We start from the raw sequence: 17,668 nt of genomic DNA on the forward strand, positions 1-17,668 counted from the left end.
TCCTTGATCAGAGGAGGCGAAATGCCGAATACCACCACACCGAAAACCGTCCCCACCGCTCGCGCCTTCACCGCGGCGCCGAAATCCAAGCAGTGGCGGGTGGTCGACTATGTCACCACCGCTGTGCTCGGCATCGCCGTCGGGCTCGTGTTCTGGGTGTTGGCCCTGAGCTGGAAGGTCTTCGAGCTCGCGTTCCAGGCTTTCCCACCCTCGATCGGCCTCATCGCCGGCCTCTGGGTGCTGGCCGGTCCGCTGGCCGGTGCGATCATCCGCAAACCCGGTGCCGCACTCCTGTGCGAACTCATCGCCGCCATCGTCGAGGCCGTCCTCGGTTCGCACTTCGGAGCGACCGTGCTGCTCTCGGGACTGCTGCAGGGCCTCGGCGCCGAACTCGTCTTCGCCGCCTTCGGCTACAGACGCTTCACCCTGTGGGTGACTGCGACGTCGGGAATGGTCGCGGCCGCGTTCATGGCCGTGAGCGAGAACATCATGTACAACGCCGAATGGCTGTTCGGCTTCCAGGCGATCTACGCCGTGTGCGCGATCGTCTCCGGTCTCGTCATCTCCGGAATCGGCGCATGGTTCGCCTACCGGGCGATCGCGGCCACCGGGGCGCTGAGCTCCTTCGCCTCCGGACGTCTGCGCTGATGGCGCTGCCGATCACCGCCGCAGGCTTCTCATGGACGCACACCGACCGTGACGAGCCGGCGATCGGACCGCTCGATCTTCAGATCGCCGCCGGTGAGAAGGTGCTGCTGCTCGGTGCCTCCGGGGTCGGGAAATCGACGTTCCTCCATGCTGTCGCCGGTGTCCTGCCCGAGGAGTCCGGTGAGGCCACGGGTGAGCTCCTCGTCGGCGGCGAGGCACCGGATCCTCGCCGAGGCAGCACCGGGCTGGTCCTCCAAGATCCCGATTCGCAGGTGATCTTCTCCCGCATCGGCGACGATGTGGCGTTCGGAATGGAGAACCTCGGGCTCCCGGCGACGGTCATCGAGGCCCGGGTCCCCAGATCTCTGCGTGCCTTGGGACTCGATCTGCCCCTGGAGCATCCGAGTGCTGCGCTGTCCGGTGGGCAGAAGCAGCGGCTGGCACTGGCCGGCATCCATGCGATGGCCCCGGACGTCATCGTCCTCGACGAACCCACCGCCAATATCGATCCCGCCTCGGCGGCCGAGGTCCGCGATGCCGTGCTCACCGTGCAAGCCGAGTCCGCGGCGACCATGCTCGTCGTCGAACACCGGGTGGAGCTGTGGATCGACCACGTCGACCGGGTCATCGTGCTCGGCCGCGAAGACATCGTCGCCCAAGGCCCTCCGGAGCAGATCTTCACCGATCCGGAGCTCGCCGACACCCTCATCGGCTGCGGCATCTGGATGCCGCAGGACTCCCCCGCCCCTCGCCGAGGCGGCCGTTCGGTGTCCCCGTCCCCGCGATCGGCGACACCTCGGGCGGGGCCCCCGTCAGGCAGTGACGGCGAACCCGAGAGGATCTCCGGCCGCCTCGGCGAGGTTCTGCTGCGCGCCGATCAGCTCAGTGTTGCTCGTCCGCGCATGCGCACCCCGGCGGCGGCCGATCTGGATCTGAGTCTGCGGTCCGGTCAGGCGCTCGGGATCGTCGGAGCCAACGGGGCCGGCAAGTCGACCACGGCCTTGACCTTGGCGGGGCTGCTGCCCGAATTCTCCGGGCAGGTCCTCGCCGAGGCGGCGCTGCGGGAAGGTGCCAAGCGGGCTCGCCCGTTCGCCTGGCCGTCGAAGCTGTTGGCGGCGCGCATCGGCATGGTCTTCCAGGAACCGGCTCACCAGTTCCTCACCTCGAGTGTGGCTGCCGAACTCGAGCTGGGCCCGCGGCTGGCCGGGTGGTCTGCCGCCGAGTCGCAGGCGAGGGTGGCCGATCTGCTTGAGGGTCTCGGTCTCACCGAGCTGGCACGCGCGCATCCGCAGAGTCTGTCCGGTGGTGAGAAGCGTCGCCTGTCGGTGGCGGCGATGCTGGCTCCCCGGCCACGGGTGCTCGTCGTCGATGAGCCGACCTTCGGTCAGGATGCCCTGACCTGGGTGGGGCTGGTGGAGATGTTCCTCGATGCCTTGGACCACGGATCCGCAGTGGTCGCGGTCAGCCATGATCATGCGTTCCTTGAGGCCATCGGCGCCGATCTCCTCGAACTCGGTGACCGCAGCAGTGCAGAACGAGGCGCCGTCTGCGAGCCGGATTCGCGTCTCAGGGCGGGTGTTCGCGGTGAGTGAGAGTCGCGATCAGCACGTTCGCCCCTCCCCCGAGGTTGCCTTTGAGGATCCGGGCCGGCTCATCCCCACGGTGCGCTCCACCGCTTTGGCTCGGTGCAATCCGCTGACGAAGACCGGTGTCGCGCTCATCCTCATGGTGGCAGCGCTGCTGAGCATCGATCTGGTCTCTGCCGGGGTGGTGCTGCTCGCAACAGTGCTGGCGCTGCCGGCGACGGGGCTCGATCTGGTCGCCGCGGCCAAGCGGCTGTGGTTCCTCCCGGCGGGTGCTCTGCTCGCCGCCTGGGGCACGGCTCTGTTGGCGGAGAAGACCGGAGACGTGGTCGTCGACTTCGGACCCGTTCTGTTCACCACGGGTTCGTTGGCCGCGGCCGCGGCGATCTTCGTCCGTGCACTGGCCCTGGCGATTCCGCTCATCGTGCTCGCGTCGACGATCGATCCGCGCGATCTGTCCGATGCGCTCATTCAGCATCTGCGTCTGCCCGAGGTCGTCGTGGTCTCCGTCCTGGCGGCGTCCCGTCTGCTCGGACTGCTCGTCAGTGAGTGGCAGGTGCTGGCGATGGCCAGGCGGGCCCGAGGCGTCGCCCGCGGTTCGCTGCTGCGGCGCACGAGCAGCCTCTTCAGCGGGGTGTTCGTTCTGCTCGTCGTCTCGATTCGCCGGGCAACGACCTTGGCGATGGCGATGGAGGGCCGGGCATTCGGCCGACCGGGGCGCACCTGGCGCAGACAGTCCACCTTCGCGGCTCGAGACTACGCGGCGCTGCTCATCAGCCTGGCTGTCTGTGGGATCGCGGTCGGTGCTGCTCACCTGCTCGGAGTATGGAACCCGATCATCGGCTGAGACGAAGGCGCATCGTCGGAGCGGCTGCGCTTCCGAACAGTCAGAGCTGTTTGAGGAAGTCCTTGCCGAAGCCCCGCCATTCCTCAAGGGCTTCGGGACTGGGCAGCTTTGACACGGTGAGGACGAAGAGGGTCTTGCCCTCGGATTTCGTCTCGGCGGCGGCTTCGACCTTGATGCCGCCGTCGAGGTCGGCCCGCCAGAAGGAGCGCTTCGCCGTCTCCGAGGTGCGGGGTTCACCGTCGAGGGCCACCTCGTTGAGGGTGGACTCGATCAGGGAGGCGAACTTAACGATGAGTTCGGAACGGTCGCCGGGGATCGTGCGGGACACGGCGACGTCGAAGGTGCCATCGGCACGCTGACCGGGCACGCGACGACCGATCTCCTGCTCATAGGCCACGACTGCGCCCTGGACCCACCAGCCGTGGCTGTCGACTCTGCCCTCGAACTGGGGGTAGAGAGCGTCGGCGAGCTCTTTGTGGCTCGCCGACGCGCCCCCGGCCGCTTCGAGGCGAGCGCAGGTGTCTTCCCACTTCTCGCCGAGGGCCTTTTCGATTGCCGGAATGTTCATCCCCTTGGTCGCCATGGCAGGAGTCTAGTCGCTCACTCGACCGGGGATGAAGGTGCGGCGGGCGATCAGTCGATCTTGAGTTCGCCCATCTCGTCCCAGCCTTCGCCGTCGATCTTGCGGGAGATGATCTTCGGGGTCGAGACCAGATGCGGGCGCATCGCTTCGAGACCGGCGGCGAAATGATCGCTGGTCACGTGCGGTTCGGCTCCTTCGTCGGTGAACGCTTCGACGAGGACGAACTCGTTCGGGTTCTCCAGGCTCTTCGACCATTCGAAGAAGAGATTGCCGGGTTCGGCGCGGGTCGCCTCGGTGAAGGCCCGAACGGCCTCGGGGAACTTCTCGACGCTTTCGGGTTTCACGTCATACTTCACGACGATGAAGATCATGGTGGTCTCTCCTTCAGCTGATCAGTTATGCGGGTCGTTCCCAGCTTAGTTCGGACGCACCTGCGAATCGACCGGACTACAGCCTTTCGGCGATGAGGACGAGGAAGTCGCTGTCGGAGTCGAAGGGGCGCAGTTCCCAGGTCGAGAACTTCTGCTCGACGAACATCCCCGTGGCCTTGACGTCGTCGATGAATTCGTCGAAGTCGTAGCCGCGGCCTGCTCCGAAGCCCGAGACGAAGCGACCGCCGTGCTTGAGCGTTGATTTGATGTTGCCCAGGGTCTGTCGCCGGGAGGCCGGGTCGAGGAAGGACAGGACGTTTCCGGCGCAGAAGGCCACGTCGATCTCGTTGACCCCGGCACCGGCGAAGTCGAAGTCGGCGAGGTCGCCGGTGTGCCATTCACCGCTGGGGAAGTCCTCCTCGGCGACGGAGATGAGGAATTCGTCGAGGTCGACGCCGAAGACAGTGTGTCCTTCATCGATGAGCAGTCCGCCCGCCCGGCCGGTTCCGCAGCCCGCGTCGAGGATGCGAGAGCCTCGCGGAGCCATGGCGTTGACGAACCTAGCCTCCCCGCCGATGTCGTGACCGGCGGCGGCGAGATCTCGCCACCGCTGCGCGTAATTCGCCGAATGGTCGGGGTTGGCCCTGCGTACTCTGTTCCACTGATGGTCGAAGCTCATGACCTCATCCTAGGCCGGAACCTCATGCGAAGACGTCGGCGACCACCTCGGCGACGGCTCGGACCGGATCACTGGGATCCGGGGAGGTCAGCACGATGATCTCTCGTCCGCCCGCCTCGGTGACGGGGTGGAGGTCGACATCGGGCCCGCCCAACGACATCATGATCGGCGTCGCCAGGGTCAGACCGAGCCCGGTTCCGGCGAGCGCCAGTGCGACCGCGGTGTCGGTGACGATGTGGGTCTCCTTCGCATTGATTCCCAGCGCCGAGGTGGCCAACCGCATCGCTCGGCCGAAGAGCTCATCGGCAGGCGGGAGGATCCAATCGGCGTCGGCCAGATCGGCATTGCCGGGTCGGGGCGTCCCCGCGGGGACGACGATGCCGAAGTCCTCGTCCGCCACGGCCTCCCAGCGCAGTCCGCGCATCGGCGGCAGCGGTACGGCCGGATAGTTGATTCCGATGCCTAAGTCGATGACTCCGTCGATCACGGCCGCCGACATGGTTTCGACGTTGATCTCCCGCGCCCGGACCTCGATATGCGGATGACGCTGCGCCAGTTCCCGCACCACCTTCGGCAGCGCCGTCGTCGACGCGGACCCGAAGACGCCGAGGGTGACCATGGCTTCGCTGCGGAAGTTCCGACCGAGCATCGCCATCTCCGCCTGCTGCTGAGCGGCGAGGATGTTCCGGGCTCTGGGCAAGAGGGTCCGCCCGGCCTCAGCGAGGACGAGACCACGACCGCGTCGCCGGAACAGATCGGAAGCGACGACCTTGCGCAGCGCGGAGATGTGCTGGGACACGGCACCGACGCTGTAGCCGAGATGGTCGGCCGCCCGCGTCATCGATCCGAGTTCGGCCACAGCGACGAAGGTGCGCAGCTGTCCGAGCGTCCATGTCATACCAGCACTCCTCTGTCTTTAGATTTCTTGAACACGGTGTTCACAAACTCTCCCTTGCCCTTAAGTGTGGTGGCAACCACAATGAAGTCAAGGCACAATGGCCGACATCGTCGTCGGCCTTCTCCGCTGCCGAGGCGATCAACGGCGGTCGCCTCGGCGGCAGACAGCGAGGTGAACCATGGAATCCACAACCGCATCGACCACCGCACCAGACCCGACCGGAACCCTGCCCGCCGAGGCCTCGGTCGTCATCATCGGCGCCGGCGTCATGGGAGCAGCCATCGCTTTCCATCTGGCCGAACGCGGAGTCGAGGACATAGTCATCGTCGAACGCGACACTCCCGGAGCCGGATCGACGTCGAAGGCCGCCGGAGGGGTGCGCTGCCAGTTCTCCGACGAGGTCAACATCGCCTTGGCCGCCCGCGGGCTCGAGGTGCTGCGGAACTTCGAGGACGATTTCGGCGTCGACATCGATCTGGTCAGCAACGGCTACCTGTTCCTCCTCGACTCCGACGAGTGCGCACAGACCTTCGCCGCGAATGTGGCCCTGCAACAGAAGATGGGGCTTGATTCGCGGATGCTCACCGTCGCCGAGGTGGCCGAGCTGGCCCCGTACGTCGACACCGAGGGGCTGGTGGCCGGGGCCTTCAACCCCGGCGACGGCCACTGCACACCGGAGGCCGTCGTCGCAGGCTTCGTCACCGCCGCCCGCGAGCGCGGAGTCACGGTGGTCAAGCACTGTGAGGTCACCGGGTTCGACACCGACGGCGGGACGGATCGCAGGGTCGCCTCGGTGGTCACGAATCAGGGCACGATCAATTGCGAACAGGTCGTCGTCGCGGCGGGAGCCTGGTCCGGGCCCATCGGAGACATGGCCGGGGTCGACCTGCCGGTGAAGCCCTTGAGGCGGGAGATCATGGTCTCCGAACCCGTCGGCTTCGATACCTCGCGGATGCCCTTCACGATCGACTTCTCCACCAGCTACTACGTCCACCCGGAAGGGTCCGGTCTGCTGTTCGGCTGCCCCGATGAGGTCGATGACTGGTCCTTCAATGACAAACGCGACCCGAACTGGCTGGCCACCCTGGCCGAGCACATCGAAGCCCGCACCCCGGACCTCGGCGATGTCGAAGCGGGGCACGGGTGGGCGGGACTGTATGAGATGACTCCCGACCACAATGCGCTCATCGGTGAGGCCGAGGAGCTGCCGGGATTCTTCTACGCCTGCGGGTTCTCCGGTCACGGCTTCCTCATGGGCCCGGCCGTCGGAGAGGTCGTCGCCGACCTCATGACCGGTCGCACCCCGTTCGTCGACGTGACCCCCATGGACAAACGACGCTTCACCACCACCGGACTGCGCAAGGAGCTCAATGTGATCTGAGCCCTCCGCCCACCCGACCTCGCCAGCCGACCTCCCCGGAATCGGCCACCCACCTCCGACCGGCCAAGCAGCCGATCGACTCAGCAGATGACGAAAGGACAGCAATGACCGCACTGCCCACCGACCAGACCATCACCGACCTCCTCACCTCGGGACTGAGCACCTGCGGGGTGGACACCTCCGTGCTTGAGGGGTCGGCCGCCTCGGCGAGCCTTCCTGCCCGCTCCCCCATCACGGGACAGGACCTCGGCACGATCGCCGCGGACACTGCGGAGACGGCGGCGGACAAGATCGCCGCAGCTCAGACTGCGTTCGAGACCTGGCGGGACGTACCCGCTCCCGTCCGCGGCCAGCTGGTGCAGCGGTGGGGACAGCTGCTCGGCGAGCACAAGGAGGATCTGGCGAAGATCATCACCGTCGAAGCCGGCAAGACCCCATCGGAGGCGGCCGGTGAGGTGCAGGAGATGATCGACATCTGCGAATTCGCACTCGGTCAGTCCCGGCAGCTGTGGGGCAAGACCATGCCCAGCGAACGCCCTGGTCACCGGCTCATGGAAACGTGGCATCCCCTCGGCGTCGTCGGTGTCATCTCCGCATTCAACTTCCCCGTGGCCGTGTACTCCTGGAACACCGCCCTGGCCCTGGTCGCCGGTGACGCGGTCGTGTGGAAACCGTCGGAGAACGCCGTCCTCGCGGCCCTCGGGGCACAGTCCCTGCTGGCCCGGGCCGCCGCCGAGGTGGGGGCCCCGGAGAACCTCGCACCCGTTCTCGTCGGAGGCCGGGACATCGGTGATGTCATGGTCCGGGATGAACGCGTGGCCTTGGTCTCTGCGACCGGATCGGTGCGGATGGGACGCGAGGTCGGACCCGTGGTGGCCGAGCGCTTCGGCAAGATCCTGCTCGAGCTCGGCGGCAACAATGCCGCGATCGTCGCCCCGAGCGCGGACATCGACCTGGCTCTGCGCGGAGTGGTCTTCGCCGCCGCCGGCACCGCAGGTCAGCGGTGCACGACCCTGCGGCGGCTCATCGTGCACGAGTCGATCGCCGATGAGTTCGTCGACAAGGTCGTCGCCGCGTACAAGACGCTGAGCATCGGATCGCCGACCGATGACGGGGTGCTCGTGGGACCGCTCATCAACGAGACGTCGTTCGCGGCGATGCAGGCGGCCCTCAAGCAGGCAGAGGCAGAGGGCGGAGAGATCCTCTGCGGCGGCGGCCGGGTGCTCGCCGGTGAACGCCCGGACGCCCACTACGTCGAGCCTGCCGTAGTGCGCATGCCCGGACAGAGCGCAGTGGTCAAGGAGGAGACGTTCGCCCCGATCCTCTACGTCGTGACCTATTCGGACCTCGATGAGGCACTCGAGATCCACAACGATGTGCCGCAGGGCCTGTCCTCGGCGATCTTCACTGCCGAACTCGCCGAGTCCGAGAAGTTCCTGTCCCGCTCCGACTGCGGAATCGCCAACGTCAACATCGGCACTTCGGGAGCTGAGATCGGCGGCGCCTTCGGCGGCGAGAAGGAGACCGGCGGCGGCCGGGAGTCGGGTTCGGATTCGTGGAAGGCCTATATGCGTCCGGCCACGAATACGATCAACTACTCCGGAGAGCTGCCGCTGGCGCAGGGAGTCGAGTTCCTCTGACGCGCAATCGCCCTCAGGTCACGCGAAACTCGAAAAAGTCGTCGCCAGTGACGACTTTTTCGAGTTTCGCGTTGACCGAGCGAACCGGACGCACACAACAGGACAAGGTATCCTGATAACGTGAGTGAGAATCCGCTGCTGCCCGCTTCCTACGATGTCATGTGGTCCGGCATCGTCCTGCTGCTCGTCGTTCTGCTCATCTGGGCCATGGTGAGCATCGCGCGATCGGGGCTCGATCCCCGGGTGAGACTCGTCTGGGCGATCATCGTCCTGCTGCTGCCCGTCGTCGGGCCGATCTGTTGGTTCATCGCGCGATCGCAGAAATCGGACACCGGCCTCAGCTGAAGGACCCCGAGTGCGAATCGCGATCAGCCGCACGAGCCGAAGAGTCCGAATGCTTCTCCTCCGATGAGTCTGAACGCCTCTCCTCCGCTGACACCCGTCGCCGGTGGTCGCGGATAATGAACGCGAGGCAGAGCAGCGCGCAGGCGGGAAAGACGATGAGCGTGAGAATCCAAGGGCCGCCGGTCCGGAGATCCTCTTCGCCCGCCAGCACCGAGCTCGCCAGCCCCATACCCACTCAGAACGCCACAATGATGTCCCTCATGCCCCGTACTCTAGGTTCCGAGACACCACAGCACAAGACGACTTGCTGCCACCTCCGGACTCCGCTCAAGCAGCACGATCATCCCGTCCTATAGTGCGTCGCTCCGCTCAGGTAACTCGAATCTCGAAGAACGCGTCGCCGGCGACGGGTTTTTCGAGATTCGCGTTACCTCACGCCGATCGCGGCGGGATGAAGAGTCCGCAGCGTCAGCACGCCCACGGCGGGCCGGGCTCCCTTCCTGCGGCTGTCTCCTTGCCCACAGATGTGGGTGCGGCCGCGACTTCGGGACTGCCGAGGACTAAAATCGAGCTTGGACCGGTGAACGCCGCATAAACCCTGCACTTCGTAGAAGGAGACCCCTGTGATCGAGCTGAAGACGCCCGCCGAGATCGACAAGATGGCGGTGACCGGCCGTTTCGTCGCCAGGGCCTTGGCTGAGCTGACCTCGATCGCAGAACCGGGCATGGACATCATGCACCTGGAGAAGACCGCCCGGAAGCTCATCGAAGACGCCGGCGCCAAGTCCTGCTATTGGGACTACGCCCCCTCCTTCGGCTCCGGCCCCTTCCGCAACGTCATCTGCCTGTCCGTCAACGACGGCGTCCTCCACGGCAAGCCGCACAGCTATGTGATGAAGGACAGCGACCTGCTCACCCTCGACTTCGCCGTATCCATCGACGGCTGGGTCGCCGACGCAGCACGTTCGGTTGTCGTCGGCAACGGCAGCGAAGAGGACCAGCGACTCATCGACACCACCTGGGCCGGCCTCGAAGCCGGAATCGGTGCCGCCCAGGCCGGCAACCGCCTCGGCGATATCTCGAAGGCCATCGGTGACGTCGCCGACGCCCACCGCATCCCCGTCAATCTCGACTTCGGCGGGCACGGCCTCGGCCACACGATGCACGAGGATCCGCATGTCCCCAACCGGGGCAAGGGCGGTCGCGGCCTGGTCCTCAAACCGGGTCTGACCCTGGCGATCGAACCGTGGTGGTCGTTCACGTCGAAGAAGCTCTCCGTCGACAAGGACGGCTGGACCCTGCGTCTGGCCGATGGTTCGAATGGTGCCCATTCGGAGAACACGATCGCCATCACCGAGGATGGTCCCCGAATCCTCACCACGCTCGACTGATCGAGCTTCCGCACTTGTGCTCAAGGGGCGCCCGACGAACAGATCGTCGGGCGCCCCTTCGCAATCGCCGCAGCTCCCCTGCCTCCGTATTGGTTCGCCGCCGATCCCCCACTGCTTTTCGCGCGGGCTGACTCCCGCTCGGGCCGGGACTCCTGTGCCCGGATTCTCGTGTCAGTCGTCCGTGCCAGAATTGCGATATGTCTTTCACGTGTTCCGAATGCGGCTATTCGACGGTCAAATGGTTGGGGCGCTGCCCCGAATGCCAGGCCTGGGGCACCCTTGAGGAAAAGGGTGCGAACTCGTCGAAGGTGAAGACGAAGGTCAAGAAGTCCGGCGGCGCGAAGCCGATCAGCGAGATCGACTCGACGCTCGCACAGGCGAGGTCGACGTTCGTCCCCGAATTCGATCGGGTGCTCGGCGGTGGCATCGTCCCCGGCGCCGTCGTTCTGCTCTCCGGCGAGCCCGGTGTCGGCAAGTCGACACTGCTCCTCGACGTCGCTGCGAAGATCGCCATGTTCGGAGTCAAGGTCCTCTACGTCACCGGTGAGGAATCCGCCGGTCAGGTCAGACTGCGCGCCGAACGGATCAACGCCCTGGCCGATTCGCTGCTGCTCGCCGCCGAGACCGATCTGGGTTCGGTGCTGGGGATGATCGAAGCCGAACAGCCGGAGCTGCTCGTCGTCGACTCGATCCAAACACTGGCCTCCTCCGAGGTCGAGGGCATCCCCGGTGGAGTCACCCAAGTCCGGGAAGTCGCCTCTGCTCTCATCCGAGAAGCCAAAGCCCGATCGCTGCCCACCGTGCTCGTCGGCCACATCACGAAGGACGGCACGATCGCCGGTCCCCGACTGCTCGAGCACCTCGTCGATGTCGTCTGCACCTTCGAAGGAGAACGGCATTCGCGGCTGCGTATGCTGCGGGCGGTGAAGAACCGCTTCGGCCCCACCGACGATGTGGGCTGCTTCGATATGGAAGAGAACGGGATCAAGAGCCTTGAAGACCCCTCGGGCCTGTTCCTCTCCCGCAGCGGAGCGAACCCGCCGGGCACCTGCCTGACGGTGACCCAGGAGGGCAAGCGGCCGCTGCTCGTCGAAGTCCAATCGCTGATCACCGAGTCCGCCGGCGGACAGTCCCGCCGGTCCGTCTCCGGAGTCGACTCATCCCGAGTGGCGATGATGCTGGCCGTGCTCAGCCAGAACGTCACGCAGGCGAACCTGGCCAAGAGCGATGTCTTCACGGCCACGGTCGGCGGAGCGAAGCTGTCGGAGCCGGCCAGCGACCTGGCGATCTGCATGTCCCTGGCCTCGGCGCTCCTCGGCAGACCACTGGCTCGCCACCTCGTCGCAATCGGCGAGGTCAGCCTGTCCGGAGAGATCCGCAACGTCCCCAACCTCGGCCAGCGCCTCAACGAAGCCAAACGCTTGGGCATCACCCATGCCGTCGTGGCCAAGGGAGCGATGACCAATGTCGCGGCACCCGACAAGATGGAGATCAAGGAGTGCGAACACATCGCCGGAGCGGTCGAACTCATGCTGACGAACGAAGCACTTCGGGAGCCGAAATGAGAAAGTTCGGGACTTTCACACGGTTTTGGAGCATCCTGGTGTCATGACCACGACAGTTTTTCCGGCCTTTCGGACCACGGATGCACAAGCGACGATCGAGCTGCTGGTCACGCTCGGATTCACCGAAAGACTGATTGTGCGCAATGAGCACGATCCGGCGCTCGTCGAACATGCCGAATTCGCGCTCGGCGACACCGGCGGAATCATGATCGGCTCGGTCCGCAATGACGGATCAGCCCTCGACGCAGTGGGCGGCAGCTCGATCTACGTCGTCGTCGACACCGAACGCGAAGTCGACCGGCTCTATCAGGAGATCGTCGATATGGGACATGCGATCGTGCGACCGGTGGCGACTCAGGTTCACGGCGGCCGCGAATTCGACTTCCGCGACCACGACGGGAACTCCTGGGGAGTCGGCTCCTACCGCGGAGCCTGAGACATCAGTCCTGCGATTCCTCTGACTTCTCCTCATCCGAGGAGGCCTTCTCGCCGGACTCCTCCTCCGACTTCTTCTCGTCTTCGGCTTTCTTCTTCTCCTCCACGGCCTTCTTCTCCTTGGCCTTTTCGGCGTCGCTCTTCTCGAGCTCGAACGGCGTCGGTTCGCTCTTCCTGTCATCGAGCTTCACGATGAGGTCATAGTCGCCCGGGGCGAAGTCCTCATCGGTGCGATTGCAGTTCTTATCGACCTTGATCCGGTTCCACTTGAGCTTCGCGGTCTTCTCCGACTGCGGTGCGAACTCGGTCGAAGCCTCCGCATTCTCATCTTTTGAGGCCGCACAGTACTTCGACGACCACACGACGTCACCGTCCTTCTCGACGATGAACTCCTGTTTCTCGGTGCCGACCTCGATGAGACAGGTGGCGGTGTGGTTGTTCTCGATGACCATGCCGAATTCGGGTTCTTTGCCGTCCTTCACGGATTTCGGATCGACCTTCGCGTTCAGCGAGACCTTGCCCTCGGGGCATTTTCCGCTCGCTGCCTTCTCATCCGGTACCGGTGCCGCCGTCGTCGATTCGGCCGGGGTCGTCTCCTCGACGGCGGTCTTGTCCGATTCGTCGCTGCGGCCGCCGATCGCCTTGACGATGCCGACGATTCCGAGCACAAGCAGTCCCAGGACGAGGAGACTGGCCACACCCAGAGTGACGCGGCGTCTGCGGTACACGTGAGCAGGCAGCTTCCCGCTAGACTGGCGAAACTGCCCGGCAGCTCTGTTCGGCTGCGAACCACGATTGGAAGGAGTCATCGCTTTGAGCCTAGGCAATTGCGAATGAGCATCCAAATGACACACCGAGCCGATCCCGAATCGAATCCCTCCGGGTCTTCCGCCGCCTTCCCCGAGGTGACAGAACCGGTGCTCAGACGCGTTCAGGACACCATCATCGACTGGTTCGAGGAGGCCGCTCGCGACCTGCCGTGGAGACATCCGAACACGAGTGCCTGGGCAATCCTCGTCAGCGAGATCATGTCCCAACAGACGCCTGTCGCCCGAGTCGAACCGCGGTGGCGTGAGTGGATGGACAAGTGGCCGACACCGGCCGACCTCGCCGCCGCCCCGACCGCCGAAGTCCTCCACGCCTGGGACCGTTTGGGCTATCCGCGCAGAGCGCTGCGACTGCAGGAAGCAGCCGAAGTCATCGCCGCTGAACTGGACAACAGGGTTCCCGAAACGACCGAAGAGCTCGAACGACTGCCGGGCATCGGGTCCTATACCGCCGCCGCGGTCTCCTCCTTTGCCTTCGGACGAAAGACGACCGTGCTGGACACGAACGTGCGTCGGGTCCTCATCCGCCTCTTCGCCGGCAGAGAACGCCCCACCACCTCACCCGGCCGGAAGGAGACTGTCTGGGCGGCCGCCCTGGTGCCCGAGGATAAGCACGTTGAGTGGAACGCTGGAGTCATGGAGTTCGGGGCCCTCGTCTGCACGGCGCGCAATCCCGACTGCCCCGCCTGCCCGCTCCAGGACATCTGCACATGGAACCAGTCGGGCAGACCCACCTCGGTGACGAAACCGAATTCTCAGAAATGGGCGGGCACGGATCGACAGCTGCGCGGAGCGATCATGGACGTGCTCAAGGCAGCGCATGTCGCCGGGGACGACCGACGCGGTGTCCGGCTCGACGTCTTCACCGCCTCGGTGACCGACTTCGACCCGGTGCTTCTCGATTCTCTGGCCGAATCGACGGCCACAGCGGTGGAGCGAGTGCGTGAACTCAGTGCCGACCAGGACAGGGTCTCTCGCCTCATCACCGATCTCGTCGCCGACGGTCTGGCTCAACAGGTCGATGGGCGCTTGGCTCTGCCGAACCGCTGAGGAGCAGTGCCTCCGACAGTTCGCCGGCGGCGGGTGAGACCAGAACGGGTGGGACACGTACCTGAGTCAGAGGTATCTGATCATCCGTGAGTTGCCCAGAGTGTTCGGTTTGACCCGGGCCAGGTCGAGGAACTCTGCGACACCTTCATCGGTGGAGTGCAGCAGCTCGACATAGACCTCGGGTGAGACCGGGATGCCCTTTATCGGTTCGAAGCCGAGCGAACCGAAGAATCCGGTCTCGAAGGTCAGGCAGAACATCCGGTCGACTCCGATCTCACGGGCATCGGCGAGCAGCTGGTTGATGATCGCCTTGCCCACTCCCCTGCCCCTGTAGTCCGGTGAAGTCGCGACCGTGCGTGCCTCGGCCAGGTCCGCCCAGATGATATGCAGGGCACCGCAGCCGGCGAGGATCTCCGAACCGTCGGGCTGGGGGTCGACGACCAGCCAGAACTCCTGGAGAGATTCGAAGTACGTCACTGTGTCCTTGGCGAGCAGGATCCGCTCACCGGCCAGAGGGGCGACCAGGGCTTCGATGTCCTTGACGTCGCCGGTCCTCGCCCGTCGCAGGTACAGACCTCCGGGAAGTTCATGCTTGGAATGGTGGTCCCCGGAGATCCGTCCATGATCGAAGTCGCCTGCGTGTGAGCTCATACCGACATTCAACACCATCACCGGATGCGGACACGAAAAAGTCCGGAGAGTCGACTGCTGCCGACTCCCCGGACTCTTCGATGTCATCCGAGAACGTGAGGATCAGGCCGAGGTCTCCGAAGATCCGCTCGAACCGGACGAACCCGCACCGGCGAGTTCACTGTCGTCATCCTCAGCGGGCTTCAGGCTCTCGGTTTCGATGCCCTCGAAGGTGAACTCAGCGTCCTTACCTTCACCCTTGACGTCGACCTTGATGGTCTCGCCGCGTCCGATCTCCTTGAACAGGATCTTCTCCGACAGAGTGTCCTCGATCTCGAGCTGGATGGTCCGACGCAGCGGTCGGGCGCCCAGGACGGGATCGTAGCCGCGCTCGGCGAGCAGATCCTTGGCCGCAGCAGTCACGTCGACCTTCATGCCCTGATCGGCCAGACGGACGTCGAGGCGCTCGAGGAAGAGATCGACGATCTTGATGATCTCGACCATGCTCAGCTGCGGGAACACGATCGTGTCATCGACACGGTTGAGGAACTCGGGGCGGAAGTGCTGCTTGAGCTCTTCGTTGACCCGCTGCTTCATCCGGTCGTAGTTGGTCTTCGTGTCACCCTCGACCTGGAATCCGAGCTGGAGTCCACTCGAGATATCACGCGTACCGAGGTTGGTCGTCATGATGATGATGGTGTTCTTGAAGTCCACCTCACGACCCTGCGAGTCGGTCAGGCGACCGTCTTCGAGGATCTGCAGCAACGAGTTGAAGATGTCCGAGTGGGCCTTCTCCACCTCGTCGAAGAGGACGACCGAGAACGGCTTGCGGCGGACCTTCTCCGTGAGCTGACCGCCCTCTTCGTAGCCGACGTAGCCCGGAGGCGAACCGAACAGTCGCGAGACGGTGTGCTTCTCCGAGTACTCCGACATGTCCAGGCTGATGAGCGAATCCTCATCGCCGAAGAGGAACTCCGAGAGCGCCTTGGCCAGCTCGGTCTTGCCGACACCGGTGGGGCCGGCGAAGATGAACGAGCCGGAGGGACGCTTCGGATCCTTCAGCCCGGCGCGGGTACGACGGATCGCCCGCGAGATCGCCTTGACCGCATCGTCCTGACCGATGACGCGCTTGTGCAGCTCGTCTTCCATCCGCAGCAGACGCGAGGACTCTTCCTCGGTGAGCTTGAAGATCGGAATGCCGGTGGCAGAGGCGAGCACTTCGGCGATGAGATCGGCGTCGACGACCTTCGAGGTGTCGGTGCCGGACCTGCGCCAGGCCTCGGTCTGCTCTTCCTTCTCCTTGACCAGCTTCATCTCGGAGTCACGCTCCGAGGCTGCCAGTTCGAAGTCCTGAGCATCGATGGCGGCTTCCTTACGGTGACGGGCCTCGAGGATCTTCTCCTCCAGGTCACGCACTTCCTGCGGCACCGACAGCCGTGAGATGCGCAGCTTGGCACCGGCTTCGTCGATGAGGTCGATCGCCTTGTCCGGCAGGTACCGGTCGTTGATGTAGCGATCGGACATGTTCACGGCGGCAGCCAGGGCACCGTCGGTGACGGTGACCTTGTGGTGCGCTTCGTACTTGTCGCGCAGACCCTTGAGGATCTCGATCGAATGCGCCAGCGACGGTTCGGGAACCTGAATCGGCTGGAACCGGCGTTCGAGAGCGGCATCCTTCTCGATGTGCTTGCGGTACTCATCCAGGGTGGTCGCACCGATGGTCTGCAGCTCTCCGCGAGCCAGCATGGGCTTGAGGATCGAAGCGGCATCGATCGCGCCTTCGGCGGCTCCGGCACCCACCAGGGTGTGGATCTCGTCGATGAAGAGGATGATGTCGCCGCGGGTGCGGATCTCCTTGAGCACCTTCTTCAGGCGCTCTTCGAAGTCACCGCGGTAGCGGGAACCTGCGACCAGCGAACCGAGATCGAGGGTGTAGAGCTGCTTGTCGGCGAGGATTTCGGGGACCTCGCCGTTGACGATGGCCTGTGCAAGGCCTTCGACGACAGCGGTCTTACCGACACCGGGTTCGCCGATGAGGACCGGGTTGTTCTTCGTGCGGCGCGAGAGGATCTGCATCACGCGCTGCATCTGCTCGTGACGGCCGATGACCGGGTCGAGCTTGGCCTCGCGGGCTGCCGCCGTGAGGTTGGTGCCGAACTGGTCGAGCACGAGGGATCCCGAGGGAGTTCCCTCTTCCCGGCCGCCGGCGGACACGGGTTCCTTGCCCTGGTAGCCCGACAGAAGCTTGATGACTTCCTGGCGGACGCGTCCGAGGTCCGCGCCGAGCTTGACGAGCACCTGCGCGGCAACACCTTCGCCCTCACGGATGAGGCCGAGCAGAATGTGCTCGGTGCCGATGTAGCTGTGTCCCAGCTGCAGTGCTTCACGGAGGCTGAGCTCGAGGACCTTCTTCGCACGCGGTGTGAAGGGAATGTGGCCGCTCGGAGCCTGCTGGCCCTGGCCGATGATCTCCTGGACCTGGTCACGCACCTGCTCGAGGGAGATGTCCATGCCCTCGAGAGCCTTCGCCGCCAGGCCTTCACCCTCGTGGATGAGGCCGAGCAGAATGTGCTCGGTGCCGATGTAGTTGTGTTTGAGAAGTTTCGCTTCTTCCTGCGCGAGCACCACTACGCGTCGTGCTCGGTCGGTGAACCGCTCGAACATATTCATCCTCCTCGGTCTTCTGATTCTTCTGAGCCTAACCACCGTGAGCGCGGATCTATTGCAGGTTTCGCCATGAGCCGAAAGGGTTTGGCTGTGGGCGAAATTCCATTGCCATCGAGGATCTGCCTCCA

General features: G+C 64.9%; 17 protein-coding genes. 10 read left to right on the top strand and 7 right to left on the bottom strand.

Features of this window, described 5'->3' with window-relative positions; translation table 11 throughout:
• Nucleotides 1-21: 21 nt before the first annotated feature.
• From GUY37_RS13770 to GUY37_RS13780, 3 genes are read left to right on the top strand one after another with little or no spacing between them, the layout of a single operon-like run.
• On the top strand, nucleotides 22-648 hold the full coding sequence (locus tag GUY37_RS13770; protein WP_166826632.1) for an ECF transporter S component: 627 nt from the start codon (nucleotides 22-24) through the stop codon (nucleotides 646-648).
• Complete coding sequence (locus tag GUY37_RS13775; RefSeq protein ID WP_166826635.1) at nucleotides 648-2,240, top strand: ABC transporter ATP-binding protein; 1,593 nt, start codon at nucleotides 648-650, stop codon at nucleotides 2,238-2,240. Before GUY37_RS13770 ends, GUY37_RS13775 begins: the two co-directional genes overlap by 1 nt.
• The gene (locus tag GUY37_RS13780) at nucleotides 2,233-3,078 is read left to right on the top strand and encodes an energy-coupling factor transporter transmembrane component T family protein (protein ID WP_228278189.1); all 846 of its coding nucleotides are present in this window, start codon (nucleotides 2,233-2,235) and stop codon (nucleotides 3,076-3,078) included. Before GUY37_RS13775 ends, GUY37_RS13780 begins: the two co-directional genes overlap by 8 nt.
• A gap of 40 nt (nucleotides 3,079-3,118) precedes the next feature.
• Here GUY37_RS13780 and GUY37_RS13785 read toward each other — a convergent pair whose 3' ends face one another.
• The 4 genes from GUY37_RS13785 to GUY37_RS13800 all read right to left on the bottom strand — a co-directional run bounded on the left by GUY37_RS13785 (nucleotide 3,119) and on the right by GUY37_RS13800 (nucleotide 5,609).
• Nucleotides 3,119-3,661: a hypothetical protein gene (locus tag GUY37_RS13785; RefSeq protein ID WP_166826640.1), complete on the bottom strand. Its 543-nt coding sequence runs from the start codon at nucleotides 3,659-3,661 to the stop codon at nucleotides 3,119-3,121.
• Between the two features lie 50 nt (nucleotides 3,662-3,711).
• A complete protein-coding gene (locus GUY37_RS13790; protein WP_152348523.1) occupies nucleotides 3,712-4,032 on the bottom strand; it encodes a putative quinol monooxygenase in 321 nt (106 codons plus the stop codon).
• A gap of 76 nt (nucleotides 4,033-4,108) precedes the next feature.
• Nucleotides 4,109-4,711 (bottom strand): class I SAM-dependent methyltransferase, encoded by a 603-nt coding sequence (locus GUY37_RS13795; protein ID WP_152348524.1) that lies wholly within the window; start codon nucleotides 4,709-4,711, stop codon nucleotides 4,109-4,111.
• Nucleotides 4,712-4,733: 22 nt separating this feature from the next.
• On the bottom strand, nucleotides 4,734-5,609 hold the full coding sequence (locus GUY37_RS13800) for a LysR family transcriptional regulator (RefSeq protein WP_166826643.1): 876 nt from the start codon (nucleotides 5,607-5,609) through the stop codon (nucleotides 4,734-4,736).
• A 178-nt stretch (nucleotides 5,610-5,787) separates the two neighbouring features.
• On the opposite strand from GUY37_RS13800, the gene GUY37_RS13805 reads away from it, so the two are divergent.
• The 6 genes from GUY37_RS13805 to GUY37_RS13830 all read left to right on the top strand — a co-directional run bounded on the left by GUY37_RS13805 (nucleotide 5,788) and on the right by GUY37_RS13830 (nucleotide 12,367).
• The gene (locus tag GUY37_RS13805) at nucleotides 5,788-6,990 is read left to right on the top strand and encodes an NAD(P)/FAD-dependent oxidoreductase (protein WP_166826644.1); all 1,203 of its coding nucleotides are present in this window, start codon (nucleotides 5,788-5,790) and stop codon (nucleotides 6,988-6,990) included.
• Nucleotides 6,991-7,094: 104 nt separating this feature from the next.
• On the top strand, nucleotides 7,095-8,630 hold the full coding sequence (amaB, locus tag GUY37_RS13810) for an L-piperidine-6-carboxylate dehydrogenase (protein ID WP_166826647.1): 1,536 nt from the start codon (nucleotides 7,095-7,097) through the stop codon (nucleotides 8,628-8,630).
• A 120-nt stretch (nucleotides 8,631-8,750) separates the two neighbouring features.
• Complete coding sequence (locus GUY37_RS13815; RefSeq protein ID WP_228278190.1) at nucleotides 8,751-8,975, top strand: PLD nuclease N-terminal domain-containing protein; 225 nt, start codon at nucleotides 8,751-8,753, stop codon at nucleotides 8,973-8,975.
• 623 nt (nucleotides 8,976-9,598) lie between these two features.
• Nucleotides 9,599-10,366 carry a type I methionyl aminopeptidase gene (gene map, locus GUY37_RS13820; RefSeq protein ID WP_166826650.1) on the top strand — a complete coding sequence of 256 codons (768 nt, stop codon included), beginning with the start codon at nucleotides 9,599-9,601 and terminating at the stop codon, nucleotides 10,364-10,366.
• Between the two features lie 197 nt (nucleotides 10,367-10,563).
• The gene (gene radA, locus GUY37_RS13825; protein WP_166826653.1) at nucleotides 10,564-11,931 is read left to right on the top strand and encodes a DNA repair protein RadA; all 1,368 of its coding nucleotides are present in this window, start codon (nucleotides 10,564-10,566) and stop codon (nucleotides 11,929-11,931) included.
• 43 nt (nucleotides 11,932-11,974) lie between these two features.
• A complete protein-coding gene (locus GUY37_RS13830; protein ID WP_166826656.1) occupies nucleotides 11,975-12,367 on the top strand; it encodes a VOC family protein in 393 nt (130 codons plus the stop codon).
• A gap of 4 nt (nucleotides 12,368-12,371) precedes the next feature.
• Here the strand turns inward: GUY37_RS13830 and GUY37_RS13835 are convergent, their stop codons facing one another.
• Nucleotides 12,372-13,175, bottom strand: a complete 804-nt coding sequence (locus GUY37_RS13835; RefSeq protein ID WP_228278191.1) for a hypothetical protein — start codon at nucleotides 13,173-13,175, stop codon at nucleotides 12,372-12,374.
• Nucleotides 13,176-13,211: 36 nt separating this feature from the next.
• Here GUY37_RS13835 and GUY37_RS13840 point away from each other — a divergent pair, with 36 nt between their 5' ends.
• Nucleotides 13,212-14,243: an A/G-specific adenine glycosylase gene (locus tag GUY37_RS13840; RefSeq protein ID WP_166826659.1), complete on the top strand. Its 1,032-nt coding sequence runs from the start codon at nucleotides 13,212-13,214 to the stop codon at nucleotides 14,241-14,243.
• Nucleotides 14,244-14,309: 66 nt separating this feature from the next.
• On the opposite strand, the gene GUY37_RS13845 is transcribed toward GUY37_RS13840, so the two are convergent.
• Together GUY37_RS13845 and GUY37_RS13850 are read right to left on the bottom strand one after the other, a co-directional pair.
• Nucleotides 14,310-14,894: an amino-acid N-acetyltransferase gene (locus GUY37_RS13845; protein WP_152348533.1), complete on the bottom strand. Its 585-nt coding sequence runs from the start codon at nucleotides 14,892-14,894 to the stop codon at nucleotides 14,310-14,312.
• Nucleotides 14,895-14,996: 102 nt separating this feature from the next.
• Nucleotides 14,997-17,537 carry an ATP-dependent Clp protease ATP-binding subunit gene (locus GUY37_RS13850; protein WP_152348603.1) on the bottom strand — a complete coding sequence of 847 codons (2,541 nt, stop codon included), beginning with the start codon at nucleotides 17,535-17,537 and terminating at the stop codon, nucleotides 14,997-14,999.
• Nucleotides 17,538-17,668: the final 131 nt, after the last annotated feature.

This window comes from Brevibacterium limosum, from assembly GCF_011617705.1.
In the GTDB taxonomy this organism is placed as follows: Bacteria; Actinomycetota; Actinomycetes; order Actinomycetales; family Brevibacteriaceae; genus Brevibacterium; species Brevibacterium limosum.

Bases quoted from the DNA above. Each gene is read 5' to 3' on its own strand.
- GUY37_RS13840 (WP_166826659.1), top strand. From the start codon at position 13,212: ATGACACACCGAGCCGATCCCGAATCGAATCCCTCCGGGTCTTCCGCC.
- GUY37_RS13830 (WP_166826656.1), top strand. From the start codon at position 11,975: ATGACCACGACAGTTTTTCCGGCCTTTCGGACCACGGATGCACAAGCG.
- amaB (WP_166826647.1), top strand. From the start codon at position 7,095: ATGACCGCACTGCCCACCGACCAGACCATCACCGACCTCCTCACCTCG.
- GUY37_RS13795 (WP_152348524.1), bottom strand. From the start codon at position 4,711: ATGAGCTTCGACCATCAGTGGAACAGAGTACGCAGGGCCAACCCCGAC.
- GUY37_RS13800 (WP_166826643.1), bottom strand. From the start codon at position 5,609: ATGACATGGACGCTCGGACAGCTGCGCACCTTCGTCGCTGTGGCCGAA.
- GUY37_RS13850 (WP_152348603.1), bottom strand. From the start codon at position 17,537: ATGTTCGAGCGGTTCACCGACCGAGCACGACGCGTAGTGGTGCTCGCG.
- GUY37_RS13785 (WP_166826640.1), bottom strand. From the start codon at position 3,661: ATGGCGACCAAGGGGATGAACATTCCGGCAATCGAAAAGGCCCTCGGC.
- GUY37_RS13790 (WP_152348523.1), bottom strand. From the start codon at position 4,032: ATGATCTTCATCGTCGTGAAGTATGACGTGAAACCCGAAAGCGTCGAG.
- GUY37_RS13845 (WP_152348533.1), bottom strand. From the start codon at position 14,894: ATGAGCTCACACGCAGGCGACTTCGATCATGGACGGATCTCCGGGGAC.
- GUY37_RS13805 (WP_166826644.1), top strand. From the start codon at position 5,788: ATGGAATCCACAACCGCATCGACCACCGCACCAGACCCGACCGGAACC.
- GUY37_RS13835 (WP_228278191.1), bottom strand. From the start codon at position 13,175: ATGACTCCTTCCAATCGTGGTTCGCAGCCGAACAGAGCTGCCGGGCAG.
- GUY37_RS13775 (WP_166826635.1), top strand. From the start codon at position 648: ATGGCGCTGCCGATCACCGCCGCAGGCTTCTCATGGACGCACACCGAC.
- radA (WP_166826653.1), top strand. From the start codon at position 10,564: ATGTCTTTCACGTGTTCCGAATGCGGCTATTCGACGGTCAAATGGTTG.
- GUY37_RS13770 (WP_166826632.1), top strand. From the start codon at position 22: ATGCCGAATACCACCACACCGAAAACCGTCCCCACCGCTCGCGCCTTC.